This is a genomic window from Saccharothrix saharensis, from assembly GCF_006716745.1.
GTDB classification, from domain to species: domain Bacteria; phylum Actinomycetota; class Actinomycetes; order Mycobacteriales; family Pseudonocardiaceae; genus Actinosynnema; species Actinosynnema saharense.
This window is the reverse complement of record NZ_VFPP01000001.1, coordinates 7,372,981-7,388,193: the sequence shown is the minus strand read 5'-3', so window position 1 is coordinate 7,388,193 and position 15,213 is coordinate 7,372,981. Positions and strand designations below refer to the sequence as shown.

The window sequence follows — 15,213 nt, the reverse complement described above, 5'->3', positions numbered from 1 at the left end:
CCCGGCCTTTTTCCATAACAGCGTGATTTCCATTTACAGCCGACCGGGGCGGCGCGCGGCGGCCGGCGCAGCGACCGGGGACCGTTCGGCCCAGCGGGTGCGCACAGCGGAAGAAGCACCCGAGCCATAACACTGGGATGCTTTGTCGGCCCCCGAGTGCGCTCGCCGGAGGGGGCGCACACCGGCCGACCCCGCACTGCTCCGGAGAGGGATCACATGGCGCGCACCGGCACCAGGCAGCTCGACCGACCGGGGTCCGGAACCCCCGGCACCTCGACGTTCGTCACGGGGGACTTCCCGCGCAGGCGCGGGCTCATCGTCCTGCTCAGCTCGATCGCGGGCTTCCTGCTGACCGTGGTGTGGTCGGCGCACTTCGTCGACTCGGTGATCGGTGACAACGTGGCCAACACGCTGCTCGGCCACGACGCCAAGGAGACCCCGATCCAGGGCATCGCGGCGGGCATCGCGTTCGCGTTCGTCAGCGGCATCGCGGGCACGTTCACCGCGTGCAACATCGCCGCGTTCGGCGCCGTCGCGCCGATGCTCGGTTCCACCGGGACGCGCTGGGCGAAGCTGGTCGCCACGCTCAAGCCGATCGGGTGGCTGGCCGTCGGCATGATCCCGGTGTCGGCGCTGTACGGCGTGCTGGTCGGGATCATCGGCACCCGGATGCCGCAGTTCTCCACCGCCGCGAACGCGCCGGGCACGCTGAGCAGCCGCAGCATCCAGTCGTTGGTCGTGTTCGGCGTCATCGGCCTGGTCATGTTCTACCTGGGGCTGGCCGCCCTCGGCCTGGTGCGCGACCCGTTCCGCAAGATCTCCCAGCGGTTCCCGAACGCCCCGATGGTGTTCATGGGCGTGCTCATCGGCGGGTTCCTCATCGGTCGCCCGTTCGGGTTATTCCGGCAGATGTTCCGTGACGCGGCGGAGAGCCACAACCCCCTGTACGGCGCAGCGGCGTTCACCCTCCAGTCGGTCGGCAACATCGTCATCATGGCCCTACTGTTCCTCGTGCTGGCGTACTTCACCGGCGGCCGCTTGCAGCGGTGGCTCATGGCCAAGCCGGGCCGGATCGCCGCCGTGACGGCGGTCGCGCTGATCGTCGCCGGCGTCTTCACCTTCCTGTACTGGGACATCAGGTTGCTGGCCCGCCGGGAGATCATCCCGTGGTACCCGACGGCCCCGTGGGCCTGATCGCGTCGAGGGGAACAACGACACCATGGGCATTCCGACCGAGCCGATCGGCAGCGTCCCGCGTCCCGCGGAGCTCCTGCGGGGCTTCCAGGACCACGCGGAGGGCCGGCTCGACGCCGCCGGGCTGCGGGAGCTGACCGACAAGGCGCTGGCGGACACGGTCAGCCGGTTCGAGGCCACCGGCTCGCCGGTGGTCACCGACGGCGAGCAGGACAAGCCGAGCTTCCTGACCTACCCGGTGGCGGGCATACCCGACCTGGCGGCGGGCGGCGCGGTCGTGCCGTTCGCCGACGGGCACACCCGGGAGCTGCCCGTGCTGACCAGCGGGCCGTTCCGCTACACCGCGCACGCCGTCGACCTGCTGCGCGCCACGCGGCGGCTCACGTCGCTGCCGGTGAAGCAGCCGGTGATCGCGCCGTCGGCGCTGAGCCTGCTCTACCCGGCGGGCGGCATCGACGGCTACCCGCGCGACGAGTTCCTCGCCGACCTCGTCGACGAGACCGAGGCCGACATCCGCGCCTGCCTGGACGAGGGCGCGGAGGTGGTGCAGCTGGACTTCACCGAAGGACGGCTGTCGCTCAAGCTCGACCCGTCGGGCGGGCTGCTGCGCGACTTCGTGGCGCTGAACAACGCGGTGCTGGAGCGGTTCTCCGCCGAGGAGCGGGCCAGGATCGGCGTGCACACCTGCCCCGGCGGCGACCAGGACTCCACGCACAGCGCGGACGTCGACTACGCCGACCTGCTGCCGGACCTCTTCCGGATCAAGGCGGGCCGGTTCTACGTGCAGCTGGCCGGCGAGCCCGACCGCCGCCGGGTGCTCGGGATCATCGCCGAGCACCTGCCCGCCGACGCACGGGTCTTCGTCGGCGTCACCGACCCCATCGACCCCCGGATCGAGACGGCCGAAGAGGTGCGCGACCGGGTGCTGGAAGCGGCGGAGTTCATCCCGGTCGAGCGGCTCGGCACGTGCGACGACTGCGGGTTCGCGCCGTTCGCCGACGACACCTCCACCTCGCGCGACACGGCGTTCGCCAAGATCGCCGCGCGCGTCGAGGGCACCAGGCTGGCCGAGGCCGCACTGGGCCTCTGATCCGCGATCCCACGACGCCGGGACCACCGCCACGCGCGGTGGTCCCGGCGTCGTTTCGCGTGCGCACCCCTCGAACCGTCCACACCGGACCCGTCGGTGACCGGGAGCGGAACAGCAACGTGCGAGAAGAGGAACACCGACACGTAACGCTGTAATGCATCAGTGGAATCCCCCGCACGCTCGCAAGGCACGGAGGGAGTAGGCGGCGGGAGACCCGCGCCGACACCATCGCAGGCGGGCGGCGCCGTGCCGCCCGACCGGTGCACGACAGCCCAATCGCACGACAGGGGGCGAGGATGACCAAGACCACTGGCCGCCTGGTGCGGCTGCCCGGACTGGTGCTGCGCTGCGCGTGGGTCGGCCTCATCGTGGCCTGCTACGGCGTGGTCATCGCGGGCTCCGCGGCCGGCGCGCGCTTGCGGCGCTCGACCGGCGGCCGAGGCGTGCGCGACGGCGACCGCTGGGTCCGGATGCTCACCCGCCTCGGACCGTCCTACATCAAGATCGGCCAGCTGCTGAGCACCCGGCGCGACCTGCTGCCCGAAGAGGTGACCACGCCCCTGGCCCGCCTCACGGACGGCGCCGCGCCGCCGCGCCGGCGCCGGATCGAGCGCGCCGTGCGCGAGGCCTACCGCGACCGGCCGTGGCCGTTCCGGGAATTCGACTGGGAACCGGTCGCCTCCGGCAGCATCGCGACCGTGCACGAGGCCGTGACGCTGGACGGTCGGCGCGTGGCGGTCAAGGTGCGCCGGCCCGGCATCGAGCGCGTGATGTGGCAGGACTTCACCCTGACCGCCTCGGCGATGAGCCTCATGGGCATGCTGCCCAGGCTGCGCAAGATGCCGTTCAAGCTGATGCACGCCCAGGTCGGCGGCGCGATCCTGCGCCAGCTCGACTTCGCCGCCGAGGCCGCGTCGCTGCGCGCGCTGCGGGACAACCTGGAAGGCGGCACCCGCACCGTGACGATCCCCGCGCCGCTGCCGGAGCTGTGCACGCCCGAGACCGTGGTCATGGAGTTCATCGGCGACCTGCGGCGCTTCGAGCCGGGCGAGCTGGACCTCGACACCCGGCGTTCGGTGCAGCGGGCGGTGCTGGGCACGGTCTACGAGATGCTGTTCATCGACGGCTTCGTCCACTGCGACCTGCACCCCGGCAACCTGTACTTCGACCTCAACGCCGACCTGGTGATGCTGGACGCGGGCTTCGTCATCAAGCTGCCCGACCCGGTGCGCCGGTCGTTCGCCGACTTCTTCATCAACATGGCGATGGGCGACGGCTGGATGTGCGCCCAGATCGTCATCGAGAGCGCTGCCGAGATCGCCGACGACTGCGACCTGGAGGGCTTCCGGGCCGCGCTCGGCGAGCTGGTGTCGGAGACGTCGGGCGCGAAGTCCGGCGAGTTCGACCTGGCCCGGTTCGCGGGCAGGCTGTTCGACCTGCAACGCCGGTTCGGCCTGTTCCCCGCCCCGGAGTTCGCCTTCCCCCTGCTCTCGCTGCTGGTCATCGAGGGCATGATCAAGGGCTTCGACTCCGACCTCGACTTCCAGGCCGAGGCCATCCCGGTCCTGCGTCGCCGCAACATCCCCCGTGACGCCCAACCCGCTGTTGAAAGGTGAGTCGAGCATGGACGCAACCACCCACGTCCGGGTTCCGCTGGTCGAGGAGGGTCAGGCCGAAGGCCGCCTCGCCGAGCTGTACGCCGACATCAAGAGCAACACCAACCTGCCGTTCGTGCCGGACATGTTCCGCCTGCTGTCCACGCGGCCGGACCTGCTCGAGGGCGTGGTGGCCGGTTACAAGGGCATGTTCATCACCGGCATCATGCCGCGGGCCACGCGCGAGCTGATCGCCGCGTGGACGTCGAAGGTGAACCAGTGCCCGTACTGCGTCGGGACGCACAACTTCTTCTTCCAGGCGTTCGGCGGCCCGCAGGAGACGGCGCAGGCCGTCGAGTCCGCGGAGAGCGTGGAGGACCTGCCGGTCGACGAGCGCACCAAGGTCCTGCTGCGCCTGCTGACCAAGCTGAGCAAGGAGGCGTACAAGATCACCGACGCGGACTGGAAGGTCGCCACGGACGCCGGCTGGACGTCCGAGGAACTGCTGGAGGGCTTCTTCATCGCCGGCATGTTCAACTTCATCACCCGGATGGTGGACGGCCTCGGCCTGGGCTTCTCCGTGGCCGCGAGCCGGGTGTCGCAGCAGGAGGTCCCGACGGGAGGTGAGGTGTGACCGGTTCGCGCGCGGTCCTGATCACCGGCGTCAACTCCTCGGGCGGCCTGTCCTCCGGCACCGGCCGCGCCACCGCGCTGCGCCTGCACCGCGCCGGCTGGCCGGTGTACGCCACCGGGCGCGACCTGCGCGGCCTGAAGGACCTCGCGGACGAGGGCATCACCACGCTCCAGGTGGACGTCACCGACGAGGAGTCGATGGTCGCCGCCGTGGAGCGGATCACCGAGGACCACGGCGCGGTCGGCGTCCTGGTGAACAACGCCGCCTACAGCCTCAACGGCACGATCGGCGAGACGCCGATGGAGCAGGTGCGCCGGCAGTTCGAGACGAACTTCTTCGGCCTGTCCCGGATGACGCAACTCGTGCTGCCGGGCATGCGCGAGCAGCGGTCCGGGCGGATCATCATGATGTCGTCGATCTTCGGCTTGTTCGCCACGCCCGGCCGCGGCTACTACCAGGCCACCAAGCACGCCCTGGAGGCCATCAGCGACTCGCTGCGGCTCGAGGTGAAGCCGTGGGACATCAAGGTGTCCATCATCGAGCCGTCGCCGATCCTGGGCTCGTTCGTGCCGACCACCGTCGGCGACCTGGGCCTGGCCACCGACAGCGACCTGTACGCCGACTTCTGGGAGCGCTTCGTCGTCTGGCACGGCGCCTACCGCGAGGTCGACAAGCCCAAGGGCCGCGGCCGCACGGCGGTGCGCTCCGGCAAGGTCGCCGAGACCATCGAGAAGGCCATCACGGACCCCAACCCGCGGATCCGCTACCGGCTCGGCCTCCCGACCCACCTGCTCAAGCCGCAGCGCGCGATCTTCGGCGACCGCGCGTGGGAGGTGTTCGTCACCAAGTTCTTCCCGCAGCCGTAACGGTTCCCCGCCACGACGAAGCGGCTCCGGACCTCCTCGGTCCGGAGCCGCTTCGTCGTGGCGGTGCCGTCAGTCCTCGCGCAGCCAGGCCGCCATCCGCTCCCCGATCATGATCGAGGTGAGGTTGGTGTTGGCGCGCACCGTGCTCGGCATGATGGACGAGTCGGCGACGTACAGCGACTCGGTGCCGTGCACCGCGCCCCGCTCGTCCACGACCGCGTCCGGGTCCGAGGCCGGGCCCATCCGGACCGTGCCGACCGGGTGGTAAGCGCTGTCCAGGCTGGTCTTGACGTACTGCCGCACCATGTCGTCGTTGTCGATCATGGCGTCCCGCAGCACCACGAAGCCCTGGCCGAGCTTCATGATGTCCGGGTGGTGGGCCAGCTGCCACGCCGTGCGGACGCCGTCGACGAGGATCTCCATCTCGCGCTCGTCGTCGAGGAAGTTCAGCACGATCGTGGGCTGGGCCGCCGGGTCCGCGGAGGGCAGCGTGATCCGACCGCGGGAACCGGGGCGCTGCGACACCACCATCACGCCGAGGATCTCGGTGGCGCCGGCGAGCATCTGCAGCTCCGGGAAGTGCGACAGCGAGAAGTGGTTGACCATGTAGTACTGGAGGTCGTTGAACTCGCCGGTGACCGGCGAGGTGGTGCGCAGGATCTGCTGGAGGAACGCCTCGGTCGGGTCGATCACCCCCGGCTGCGGCACCAGGAACGCCCCGGTGCGCTGGTGGTCGACCAGGTTTCCGCCGACACCGGGCAGGTCCGCGCGGACGTCGATGCCGAGCCGGCGCAGGTCCTCGGCCGGGCCGATGCCGGAGCGCAGCAGGATCATCGGTGACGCGACCGCGCCGGTGGCCAGGATGATCCGGCGGCCCTCGACGAGCTCGTAGGAGCCGCCTTCCGCCGCCGCCATCACGCCGACGGCCTTCGCGCCGTCGAACACCACCCGGTCGACCGTGGTGCGGCTCCTGATCTCCAGGTTGGGCCGCTGCCGGATCAGCCGCAGGTAGGTCGTGCCCGTCGTGGCCCGGTGCACGAGGTCGTGCCGGGTGGACGGGATCGAACCGACGCCGGTCGCCTCCGGGTGGTTGTGGTCCTTCACCTCCGGGAAACCCGCGTCCAGGCAGGCCTCGACGAACGCCGTCTGCCCCGGCGACAGCTCCTCCGGCTTCCACCGGCGGATCGGCATCGGGCCGCCGCCGCCGTGGAACTCGCTCTCGCCGAAGTCGTAGTCGTTCTCCAGCTTGCGGAAGTAGGGCAGCACCTCCTCGTAGGACCACCCCGGGTTCCCGGCGGCGGCCCAGTCGTCGTAGTCCTCCGCGACACCGCGCAGGCCCACCGTCGCGCCGACCGCCGACGAGCCGCCGGCGAGCTTGCCGCGGGGGAAGCGGATCCGGCGGCCGTCGTGCACGTCCGCCCGGAAGGTCCAGTCGTTGCCCTCGAACGACATCGCGCGACCGTAGAAGATCTCCTCCGGCAGCTCTTCCGGCTCGGCGTAGTCCGGGCCGCCTTCCAAGAGCAGCACGCGCCGCGCGGGGTCCTCGGTCAGCCGGGCCGCGAGCGCCGCACCGGCCGATCCGGCGCCGACGATGATGTCGTCATATTGAGCCGTCATAAGCAGTCCTCGAAGATTGGGCGCTTCGGGCGCAGGGTTCTGCGACCCACCCGCCGAGCGTCGCACCGGCCGCGATGACCTTGCTACTCGCGCGTTGCCCCGCCGGGATTGCCCGCCGGCCCGGACAACGCGGTCCGCGACCCCTTCTCCGATCATGCCGACTTCACCGGCCGGCCGTGCCGTGACGTGCTCCCGGTGGGCACGCTGGGAGTAGGCATCCGGTCGTGGTGGCACCGACCATTTCATTCAGTCCCCATCGCTGCGGTCTCCCGTAGCGGGACGGAGGGAGCGAACAATGTCCAGCCCGTGGGGTGCGCTCAGGCGTCGCGTCCTGACTCCCAACATTTCCGCGACGAAATTGTCGGTGCGCGGTTTCCACTACAAGGACGAGACCGCCCGGGAACTGCTGGAAACAGTCGGCCGGTCGTTCCTGGAGGGTTACGGTTTCGCGGCCGAGTCGCGCACGCCGGTCGAGGCGGAGCGCAAGCTGGAGGAGATGCCCCACAAGTTCCGCGGCTTCGCCTACGAGGGCGCGGGGATGGGGTTCGCGGTGCGCGACGCGCTCCCGTTCGGCCGGGGCGGGCGGACCCTGAGGTTCCTGGAGGGCAAGGCCAGGGCGCACGACTACATGGTGATCGTGGGCGTCGGCTGGGCGATGGCCCGGGTGCCGCGGTCGCGGTGGTCCAGGCTCGGGCTCGACGAGGACCCGCTGCTGCGCTGGCTCGCGCTCGACGGGTACGGCTTCCACCAGGCGTTCTTCCACACCGAGAAGTACGTGCGGGACCAGTACCGCGAACCCGCGTTCCCGTGGCCGGTCGACGGCCACCGCGAGTACTCGCCCCGCGGCATCGACCAGGGCATCGGCCGGGCGCTGTGGTTCGTCGGCGGCGCCGACCCGAAGGTCGTGGTCGACCTGATCGAGTCGTTCGACGAGGAGCGCCACGCCGACCTGTACGCGGGCTCGGGCCTGGCCGCGACCTACGCGGGCGGCCTGCCCGCGGACGAGCTGCGGTGGTACGCCGACCGGGTCGGCCCCTACCTGCCCAACGTCGCGCAGGGCAGCGCTTTCGCCGCCACCGCGCGGGTCGACCAGGGCCTGGTGGTGGAGCACACCGGGGTGGCCACCCGGATCTTCTGCGACATGACGCCCGACGAGGCGGCGCGACTGTGCCACGACACGCGACCGCCCGCGGTCGCCGAGCTGCCCGAGCACCCCGGCATCCCGGCCTTCGAGGTGTGGCGCAGGCGCATCACCGCGGCGTTCACGACCGATGCGGATGTGACGGCATGACCACGATCGACCTGACCGGAGCGCGGCGCGCCGTCCCGGGCCCGCCGCGCAGCGAGACGCTGAGCCTGCTGGCCAGGATGGCGCGCGACCGCCTCACCGTGATGACCTCGGTGTCCCAGCAGTACGGCGACGCGGTCCGGCTGCGGCTCGGACCGAAGTCGATGTACTTCTTCAACCACCCCGACCACGCCAAGTACGTGCTGGCCGACAACCCCGGCAACTTCGTCAAGGGCATCGGCCTGGTGCACGCCCGCCGCGCGCTCGGCGACGGCCTGCTGACCAGCGAGGGCGAGCTGTGGAAGGCGCAGCGCAAGACGATCCAGCCGGTGTTCCAGGCCAAGCGGATCGCGGCCAAGGCCGACGTGATCGCGCAGGAGGCCGCGGGGCTGGTCGCGAAGCTGCGCGCCCACCGCGGCGGCGAGCCGATCGACATCAGCGAGGAGATGACCGGGCTGACGCTCGGCGTGCTCGGCCGCGCCCTGCTCGACGCCGACCTCGGCGCGTTCGAGTCCATCGGGCACTCGTTCGAAGCGGTGCAGAACCAGGCGATGTTCGAGATGATGTCGCTGAGCACGGTGCCGCACTGGGTGCCGCTGCCCATCCAGCGGCGGTTCCACCGCGCCCGCGCCGACCTGGACCGCATCGTCGCCCGGTTGGCCGACGAGCGCCGCGCCAACCCGACCCCCGACGGCGACGACATCCTGTCCCGGCTGGTCGAGGCGACGAGGAACGAGCCCGACCCGGCGGTCGCGCACCAGCGGATGCGCGATGAGATGGTGACCTTGCTGCTGGCCGGCCACGAGACCACCGCGAGCACGCTCAGCTGGACGTTCCACCTGGCCGACGCGCACCCCGAGGTGTGGGAGCGGATGCACGCCGAGGCCGTCGAGGTGCTGGGCGACCGGCAGCCGACGTTCTCCGACATCCCGCGGTTGCGGTACATCACGCAGGTGATCCAGGAGGTCATGCGGCTCTACCCGCCGGTGTGGATCCTGCCGCGGGTGACCCGCGAGGAGGACGAGATCGGCGGCTACCACGTGCCGGCCGGCGCCGACGTGCTGATCTGCCCGTACACCCTGCACCGGCACCCCGGGTTCTGGGAGGAGCCGGACCGGTTCGACCCGGACCGGTTCTCGCCGGGGCGGTCGTCCGGGCGCTCGCGGTACGCCTACATCCCGTTCGGCGCCGGTCCGCGCGTGTGCGTCGGCAGCGGGCTCGGGATGATGGAGGCCACCATCGTGGCGGCCAGCGTGGTGCGCGAGCTGCGATTGTCCACAGTGCCCGGTTACGAGGTGCGCGGCGAGCCGATGCTGACGCTGCGCGTGCGCGGCGGGCTGCCGATGACGGTCCGGTCCGCGGCGTGACCCCCCGGGCTGCGGCACCGAAGCGCCGGACGGCCGAACCCGGGCGCGAAACCTCACGGACCGACCCCGGAAGCCATTACGCTGTGATTCTTCCTGATCCCTGAAGCGCCGGCGGAGGAACCGATTTCGATGCGAGCGACATTGGTACAGGCCGGCTTGCGCGGTCTCTCCACCGCGCAGGTCCGGCAGGTGCGCGCGGTGAGGTACGGCGCGGCCGACGAGAAGGTGGCCCGGGTGTACCGGGAGCTGGAGCGGGACTTCGGCGTGCTCGCACCGCCGATCGCCCTGCACGCGCCGTCACCGGACGTGCTGGCGGGCGCGTGGTTGATGCTGCGGGAGACGCTGCTCGTGCCCGGCACGGCGCCGCGCGCGCAGAAGGAAGCGGTGTCCACCGCGGTGTCGGAGACCAACAACTGCCCGTTCTGCATCTCGATGCACTCGTCGATGCTGATCGACCTGGTGGGCTACCACGACGGCGCGCTGCGGGAACCGGAGGCGCGGGCCGCCGCCGCGTGGGCGACCGCGAACGCCACGCCGGACGAGGGGGCCGGGCACCCCGTGCCGTTCCCGGTGGAGCAGGCGGCGGAGATGGTCGGCACGGCGGTCGTGCTGCAGTACCTCAACCGGATGGTGAACATCTTCCTGGGCGAGCTGCCACTGCCACCGGGTGCGCCGGCCGCGTCGATGACCGTCGTGCGCCGGGTCCTGGTGTGGCTGATCAAGTCGGCCGAGCGCCAGGGCCCGCGCCCGGGCGCGTCGCTCGACCTGCTGCCGGACGCGCCGCTGCCCGAGGACATGAAGTGGGCCGAGGGGCACGCCGCCATCGCCGGCGCGTACGCGCGCGGGGCCGCCGCCATCGAGGGTGCGGGTCGGCGTTCGGTGCCGGCCGAGGTGCGCTCGCTGGTGCTGGAGCACCTGGAGCACTGGGACGGCAGGCCGATGGGCGTGAGCCGCGCGTGGGTCGAGGACGCCGTCGCCGGGCTCGCGGCGGACCAGCGGGACGCCGGGCGCCTGGCCCTGCTCACGGCGCTGGCGTCGTACCAGATCGACCAGTCCGTCCTGGACCGCTTCCGCGCGGGCAGCCCTGACGACCGGTCCCTGATCGACCTGACCTCGTGGTCCAGCCTGGCCGCCGCACGCCGGGTGGGGAGCTGGATGAGGTTCCGCCCCGAGGACGCACCACGACCGCCCGCGGCGAGCACCACGCCCGAGTGACGGAACGCGCCGGTGGCTCCGGTCGGCGACGATCGGAGCCGCTCGCACGAGCCGGACCGGCGGGTGCGGCGGGCGCGCGCTCCGGTCGTTCGGCCGGAACCGCCGACCCGCAAGCGTTCTCGTCACTCCCGCACCCGGCCGCGATCTCGGCACTCGGCCCGAAACCCCGTGCCGCGAACGATCCCGTCAGTCCCGCACGCGCCGCCGCCCGGGTGGCGAGACCAGCCGGTCGACCGCGATCCCCAGCAGCGCCGCGACCACCAGCCCCACGCCCGCGCCGACGGCCACCCCGACCCACGCGCCGATCCGCCACCCGAGCACGCCGCCCGCCCCCACGAGGGTGAGCAGCGCGGCGAGGGCGGCGGGTTGGCGCGGCCACTTACCGGAACCGGCGCGGTGCACCGACCACCTCCAGGTGTGGGAACGGCGCGACTAGCGGGGCGCCGGCACGGCCAGTCCGACGTCGGACGGAGCGCGGGTGTCCAGTTCGGGCAGCGCGAGCAGGATCGGCAGGTCCAGCGCGCACGCCGACCTGGTCTCGATGTCCGCCTCCGCCGTCCGGCCCGCCCGCACGGACGCCGCCTCGGCCCCGCCGACGAACAGCGGCCGCCGCTTCGACGGGTTCGGGTCCAGGTCGTCGAGCGCGACCACGGCCGCCCGGAGGTAGAAGCGGCCCTCCGGCATCGCCTCCAGCCGGTACGGTCCCGCGCCGTCGCGGATGTCGCACGCCACCGGCATGCCCTGCGCGATCGGGTCCTTGAACGCACCCACGTACACGCGCACCGGCGTCCCGGTCTCCGGCACGCCGACCCACCCGGCCACCGACCCGGCCGGCGTGCCCCGCGCGGGCCCGGACAACGAGGACGGCGGCAGGACGCCGCCGCGCGACAGGGCGCGGTACCGCGCGGGCGGCACGCCGACGCTGCGGGTGAAGCGGCTGGTGAACGTGCCGAGGCTGTTGTAGCCCACCATGTACGAGATCTCGGTGACGCTCGACGACGTCTCCAGCAGCAGCTGCTTGGCCTTGGTGAGCCGGATCGCGGTGAGGAACCGGCCGGGCGAGGTGCCGGTCAGCGTCCGGAACACCCGGGAGAAGTAGAACTTGCTCAATATCGCGGTGTCCGCCATGTCGGCCAGTGAAAGCGGCTCGTGGTAGCGGCTCCACATCGTGTCGATCGCCCGCTCTACCGCAGTCTGCACAACAGTCCCTCCAGTTTACTCGCTCCAAGCGGTCGCGGCGAGGACCCCGACTCCCCCGACGCGCGCCGACGGTCCGTCAAGCCCGGCCCGACGCGCGGAACTCGTCCGCGATCCGCTGCCGCCACACCTCGTACGCCGGCACGTCGCCGCCGACCGGCCCGCTCGGCCGGGTGCGCACGCTGACCTCCGAGGCCTCCGCCACGGACATGCCGCAGAACACCCGGGTCGCCAGTTCGTTGTGCGGCACGGCGAGACCGGCCCGGACCCGCGCGGTGGCCGCGAACGCCGCCGCCTGGGCGACCAGCGGCCGGTGCTCGCCCGCCCGTGCCCACAACAGCTCCAGCTCGTGCCGCTCGACGCCGCCGGCGTAGGTGGCGGCGAGCCCGGCACCGCTGTAGAGGTCGGCCCGCCGGTCCGGCGCGAACCCGTCGATCAGGTCGGCCGCGACCGCCGGGTCCGTGCCCGCGACGAACCACAGCGCGCGGCCGATCCCCTGGTCGATGGCCCGGTCGACGTACCACCCGGGACCGCCCGCGGGCCACGGGAACCGCCGCTCCCGGTACTGCCCGCGCACGTACCGGTCCGGGTGGAAGTACGCCTGGTGGAACCCGTAGCCGTCGAGCACGAGCCACTGGACCAGCTCGTCGGTCACGTTCGCGGTGACCGCGCTCCAGCGGAACCCCGGCACCCGGGCCGGCGCCCAGCCGATGCCCACGTGCACCATGTAGTCGTGCGCGCGGGCCCGGCCGGTGAGGAACACCCGGCCGACGGTTTCCAGCAGGTCCGTCGACGCGGACGTCTTCCCGTGGAACCCGCGCACCGAGGGCTTCGTCTCCGACATCGCCGGGGTCAGCACGCGCAGCGACCGGTAGAGGGTGGTCAACTCGTTCTCCCGTCACGCTCCGGCCACGGCGGGTGGCAGTTCGTCCGAGGATGCCCCGGCGGTCCGACCCGGTCTGCTCCACGCTTGCGCGCCGGTCCGCGCACGTCACCGCCGACCTGTGCCGACCGGGACCGGCGCCGGTGCCCGGTCGCGCATCCGGACGCCGACCCGCAGGTGCTGTCCCGCGCCGACGGTGATCGCGTGGCTCACCCCGCCCGCGAACGCCAGGCCGGCCGGCGGGTTCGGGCCGCGCAGCGCGACCGCGACGCATCGGGTGGCCGCGGCCCCGACGACGAGCTCGGGCCCGCGCGGCCCGTCGACGAGGGTGCTCGCCGCCGGCGCGCTGCGCGGGATCAGGTCGTCGATGACACCGACGGTGACCTCGGACGCGTCGTCCGCCGCCGCCACCTCCAGCGTGCCGACCGGGGAGCCGCTGCCGCCGAAGCGGGGCACCGGCATCGCGTCGAAGACCGGCGAGCCGGTCTCCAGCGGGTTGTCGAAGTCGGGCAGCGCGACGGCCGCGAGCAGGCCGCTGACCTCCGGGTTGCGGTACTGGGTCGGCGAGAGGCCGACCGCACGGGTGAACCTGGTCGTGAAGGTGCCCACGCTGCTGTACCCGATGGTGGCGACGATGTCGGCGACGTTCATCCACGTGGTCAGCAGCAACCGTTTGGCCTCGAATAATCGGACCGCCGTCAGGTACCGGCCCGGCGGCACGCCGACCGCCGCGTGGAACAGGCGGGAGAAGTGGAAGGGACTGACCAGTGCGGCGCCCGCGACATCGCGCAACGTGAGTGGTTCATAGTAGTTCGCACGCATCATGGTGATGGCGCGCTGGACGGCATCGTGCACGGTCGTTCCTTTCGGCCTGAATCGCGGTCGGACGGTTCGCGGCACGGCGCCACCACGGCCGGACAAAGGCGTACCGGCTGGTCGCGGTCCGGAAGAAAGCCGCGACGACGCGGCGCGAACACGTCTTCCCGCTTTTTCGTGAATACGGCGGATACTGCTCTTTTGCCGATCTCCACCACCCCAGATGGCCTTTGTGCGGAGCCCCCATAACTCCGCAGCGAGAAGGACGCTATCAGGGCGTCGGGCCACAGGTAATTACCCGGAACCAGTACCGCAATCTGTGAGACGGCTATCAGCCGTTGCGGGCAACCGGTACGACCGCGCAGTCCAGCGCGACGGCACCCGATCGCCGAGGTGGCCCATCGTCCACCACGGAGCGTGACCGCCCGGGGTGTACCGCCGGGAACGGCGGGCGCGACCGCACGCCGGGCGCCCGATCGCGACCCGGGGCGCCCTTCGCCGCTCCCGTCGACCGTGCCCGCAGGTCGATCGCGGTGATGCGGCCGTCACCCCACCCCGTACCCGCCACCGGCCACCCGCACACCTGCCGACCGCGCCGGAACCGGCCCCCTCCGCGCCATCGCGACGCGTGACCACCACCCGCCGCGACCGCATCCGCGCCGAACAGGACGAACCGTCACCTGCAATGCGCAACGGCAATTCCCCCGAAGACGCACACCGTGTCCGATCCGACGCCATTCAGCGCATCCGAACGACACCATTACCCCACCAGCCTGATCTGCTCGCGCCCGGCGCAATCGGAGGACGGGAACCGGCTTCCACATCGGGATCCCGCAGGCGTCGGCGCGGACCGGAACGACGACCACGCCGGACGAACACCGGCATCACCGAGCCGACTACCCGGTGCGATGCGCGACTTCCCCGAGCCACCTCATCCATTTGCCGCGGGGAGACCGCGCTGGTGCCGACCTTGCCCGTCCGATGCGCCTGCATTAGTGTGGCCGACAAGACGCTAGGGATGGTTCCCTTACATCCCCGCGACCGGCCGGAGCCGCGAGCGCGCCCCACATCGAACCGGGCGCGCCGAAGCCACCAGACCGGCTCGACGCCGACACCGGGGAAGGCAGGAATGAGTGCAGACGCGCGCAGCGGCGGCCTGGCGGTCGCCCGCGGCTCCGCCGACCCCGCACCCCCGTCGTCGCCCACCCGGCCGGCCCTCACCGCGGCCGCCGGGCTGATCCGCGTCCTCAAGCCCATCGCGGAGTCGGCACCCCAGGCCGGCTCGACGATGGCGCCCGCGGTGGTGGAGGAGAAGTCGGCGAACTGAGTCGTCTGCTCCACCACGGGCGAGGCAGCGGCAATCCCCCGACCGCTGCCTCGCCCCACCCGGCCGGCCACCGACGCCGACGCACCACCGCGAGGGTCCGGAGTGGACGGACTGCGCAGCGTTG

14 protein-coding genes are annotated in these 15,213 nt (G+C 71.9%); 9 read left to right on the top strand and 5 right to left on the bottom strand.

Annotated features, from left to right (window positions below; translation table 11 throughout):
• The first annotated feature begins 216 nt into the window (after window positions 1-216).
• The 5 genes from FHX81_RS33845 to FHX81_RS33825 all read left to right on the top strand — a co-directional run bounded on the left by FHX81_RS33845 (window position 217) and on the right by FHX81_RS33825 (window position 5,379).
• A complete protein-coding gene (locus tag FHX81_RS33845) occupies window positions 217-1,194 on the top strand; it encodes a hypothetical protein (RefSeq protein ID WP_141982583.1) in 978 nt (325 codons plus the stop codon).
• Between the two features lie 25 nt (window positions 1,195-1,219).
• Entirely contained in the window at window positions 1,220-2,284 is a 1,065-nt protein-coding gene (locus tag FHX81_RS33840) for a cobalamin-independent methionine synthase II family protein (protein ID WP_141982582.1), read from the top strand.
• 296 nt (window positions 2,285-2,580) lie between these two features.
• Entirely contained in the window at window positions 2,581-3,900 is a 1,320-nt protein-coding gene (locus FHX81_RS33835) for an ABC1 kinase family protein (protein ID WP_141982581.1), read from the top strand.
• 7 nt (window positions 3,901-3,907) lie between these two features.
• Window positions 3,908-4,513, top strand: a complete 606-nt coding sequence (locus FHX81_RS33830; protein WP_141982580.1) for a carboxymuconolactone decarboxylase family protein — start codon at window positions 3,908-3,910, stop codon at window positions 4,511-4,513.
• On the top strand, window positions 4,510-5,379 hold the full coding sequence (locus FHX81_RS33825; RefSeq protein ID WP_141982579.1) for an SDR family oxidoreductase: 870 nt from the start codon (window positions 4,510-4,512) through the stop codon (window positions 5,377-5,379). The genes FHX81_RS33830 and FHX81_RS33825 overlap by 4 nt, the downstream gene beginning before the upstream one ends.
• A gap of 69 nt (window positions 5,380-5,448) precedes the next feature.
• Here FHX81_RS33825 and FHX81_RS33820 read toward each other — a convergent pair whose 3' ends face one another.
• Window positions 5,449-6,996 carry a GMC family oxidoreductase gene (locus FHX81_RS33820; protein WP_141982578.1) on the bottom strand — a complete coding sequence of 516 codons (1,548 nt, stop codon included), beginning with the start codon at window positions 6,994-6,996 and terminating at the stop codon, window positions 5,449-5,451.
• 295 nt (window positions 6,997-7,291) lie between these two features.
• Here FHX81_RS33820 and FHX81_RS33815 point away from each other — a divergent pair, with 295 nt between their 5' ends.
• The 3 genes from FHX81_RS33815 to FHX81_RS33805 all read left to right on the top strand — a co-directional run bounded on the left by FHX81_RS33815 (window position 7,292) and on the right by FHX81_RS33805 (window position 10,866).
• A complete protein-coding gene (locus FHX81_RS33815) occupies window positions 7,292-8,287 on the top strand; it encodes a DUF1702 family protein (protein ID WP_141982577.1) in 996 nt (331 codons plus the stop codon).
• A complete protein-coding gene (locus FHX81_RS33810; RefSeq protein WP_141982576.1) occupies window positions 8,284-9,651 on the top strand; it encodes a cytochrome P450 in 1,368 nt (455 codons plus the stop codon). The genes FHX81_RS33815 and FHX81_RS33810 overlap by 4 nt, the downstream gene beginning before the upstream one ends.
• 129 nt (window positions 9,652-9,780) lie before the next feature.
• Window positions 9,781-10,866 carry a carboxymuconolactone decarboxylase family protein gene (locus FHX81_RS33805; protein WP_141982575.1) on the top strand — a complete coding sequence of 362 codons (1,086 nt, stop codon included), beginning with the start codon at window positions 9,781-9,783 and terminating at the stop codon, window positions 10,864-10,866.
• A gap of 186 nt (window positions 10,867-11,052) precedes the next feature.
• Here the strand turns inward: FHX81_RS33805 and FHX81_RS42715 are convergent, their stop codons facing one another.
• From FHX81_RS42715 to FHX81_RS41475, 4 genes are all read right to left on the bottom strand, one after another.
• On the bottom strand, window positions 11,053-11,187 hold the full coding sequence (locus tag FHX81_RS42715; RefSeq protein ID WP_281291762.1) for a hypothetical protein: 135 nt from the start codon (window positions 11,185-11,187) through the stop codon (window positions 11,053-11,055).
• 111 nt (window positions 11,188-11,298) lie between these two features.
• Window positions 11,299-12,066, bottom strand: coding sequence for a helix-turn-helix transcriptional regulator (locus tag FHX81_RS33800; RefSeq protein ID WP_141982574.1), 768 nt, complete (start codon window positions 12,064-12,066; stop codon window positions 11,299-11,301).
• A gap of 76 nt (window positions 12,067-12,142) precedes the next feature.
• Window positions 12,143-12,949: a DUF1702 family protein gene (locus FHX81_RS33795; protein WP_246108105.1), complete on the bottom strand. Its 807-nt coding sequence runs from the start codon at window positions 12,947-12,949 to the stop codon at window positions 12,143-12,145.
• A 105-nt stretch (window positions 12,950-13,054) separates the two neighbouring features.
• Window positions 13,055-13,801, bottom strand: coding sequence for a helix-turn-helix domain-containing protein (locus FHX81_RS41475; protein ID WP_246108104.1), 747 nt, complete (start codon window positions 13,799-13,801; stop codon window positions 13,055-13,057).
• A 1,090-nt stretch (window positions 13,802-14,891) separates the two neighbouring features.
• Between FHX81_RS41475 and FHX81_RS33785 the strand changes: the two genes are divergently transcribed.
• Entirely contained in the window at window positions 14,892-15,089 is a 198-nt protein-coding gene (locus FHX81_RS33785) for a hypothetical protein (RefSeq protein ID WP_141982573.1), read from the top strand.
• Window positions 15,090-15,213: the final 124 nt, after the last annotated feature.

Excerpts from the sequence above, each read along its gene's own strand:
- FHX81_RS33810 (WP_141982576.1), top strand. The coding sequence starts at position 8,284 with ATGACCACGATCGACCTGACCGGAGCGCGGCGCGCCGTCCCGGGCCCG.
- FHX81_RS33830 (WP_141982580.1), top strand. The coding sequence starts at position 3,908 with ATGGACGCAACCACCCACGTCCGGGTTCCGCTGGTCGAGGAGGGTCAG.
- FHX81_RS33805 (WP_141982575.1), top strand. The coding sequence starts at position 9,781 with ATGCGAGCGACATTGGTACAGGCCGGCTTGCGCGGTCTCTCCACCGCG.
- FHX81_RS33835 (WP_141982581.1), top strand. The coding sequence starts at position 2,581 with ATGACCAAGACCACTGGCCGCCTGGTGCGGCTGCCCGGACTGGTGCTG.
- FHX81_RS33840 (WP_141982582.1), top strand. The coding sequence starts at position 1,220 with ATGGGCATTCCGACCGAGCCGATCGGCAGCGTCCCGCGTCCCGCGGAG.
- FHX81_RS33815 (WP_141982577.1), top strand. The coding sequence starts at position 7,292 with ATGTCCAGCCCGTGGGGTGCGCTCAGGCGTCGCGTCCTGACTCCCAAC.
- FHX81_RS33785 (WP_141982573.1), top strand. The coding sequence starts at position 14,892 with ATGAGTGCAGACGCGCGCAGCGGCGGCCTGGCGGTCGCCCGCGGCTCC.
- FHX81_RS33820 (WP_141982578.1), bottom strand. The coding sequence starts at position 6,996 with ATGACGGCTCAATATGACGACATCATCGTCGGCGCCGGATCGGCCGGT.
- FHX81_RS33845 (WP_141982583.1), top strand. The coding sequence starts at position 217 with ATGGCGCGCACCGGCACCAGGCAGCTCGACCGACCGGGGTCCGGAACC.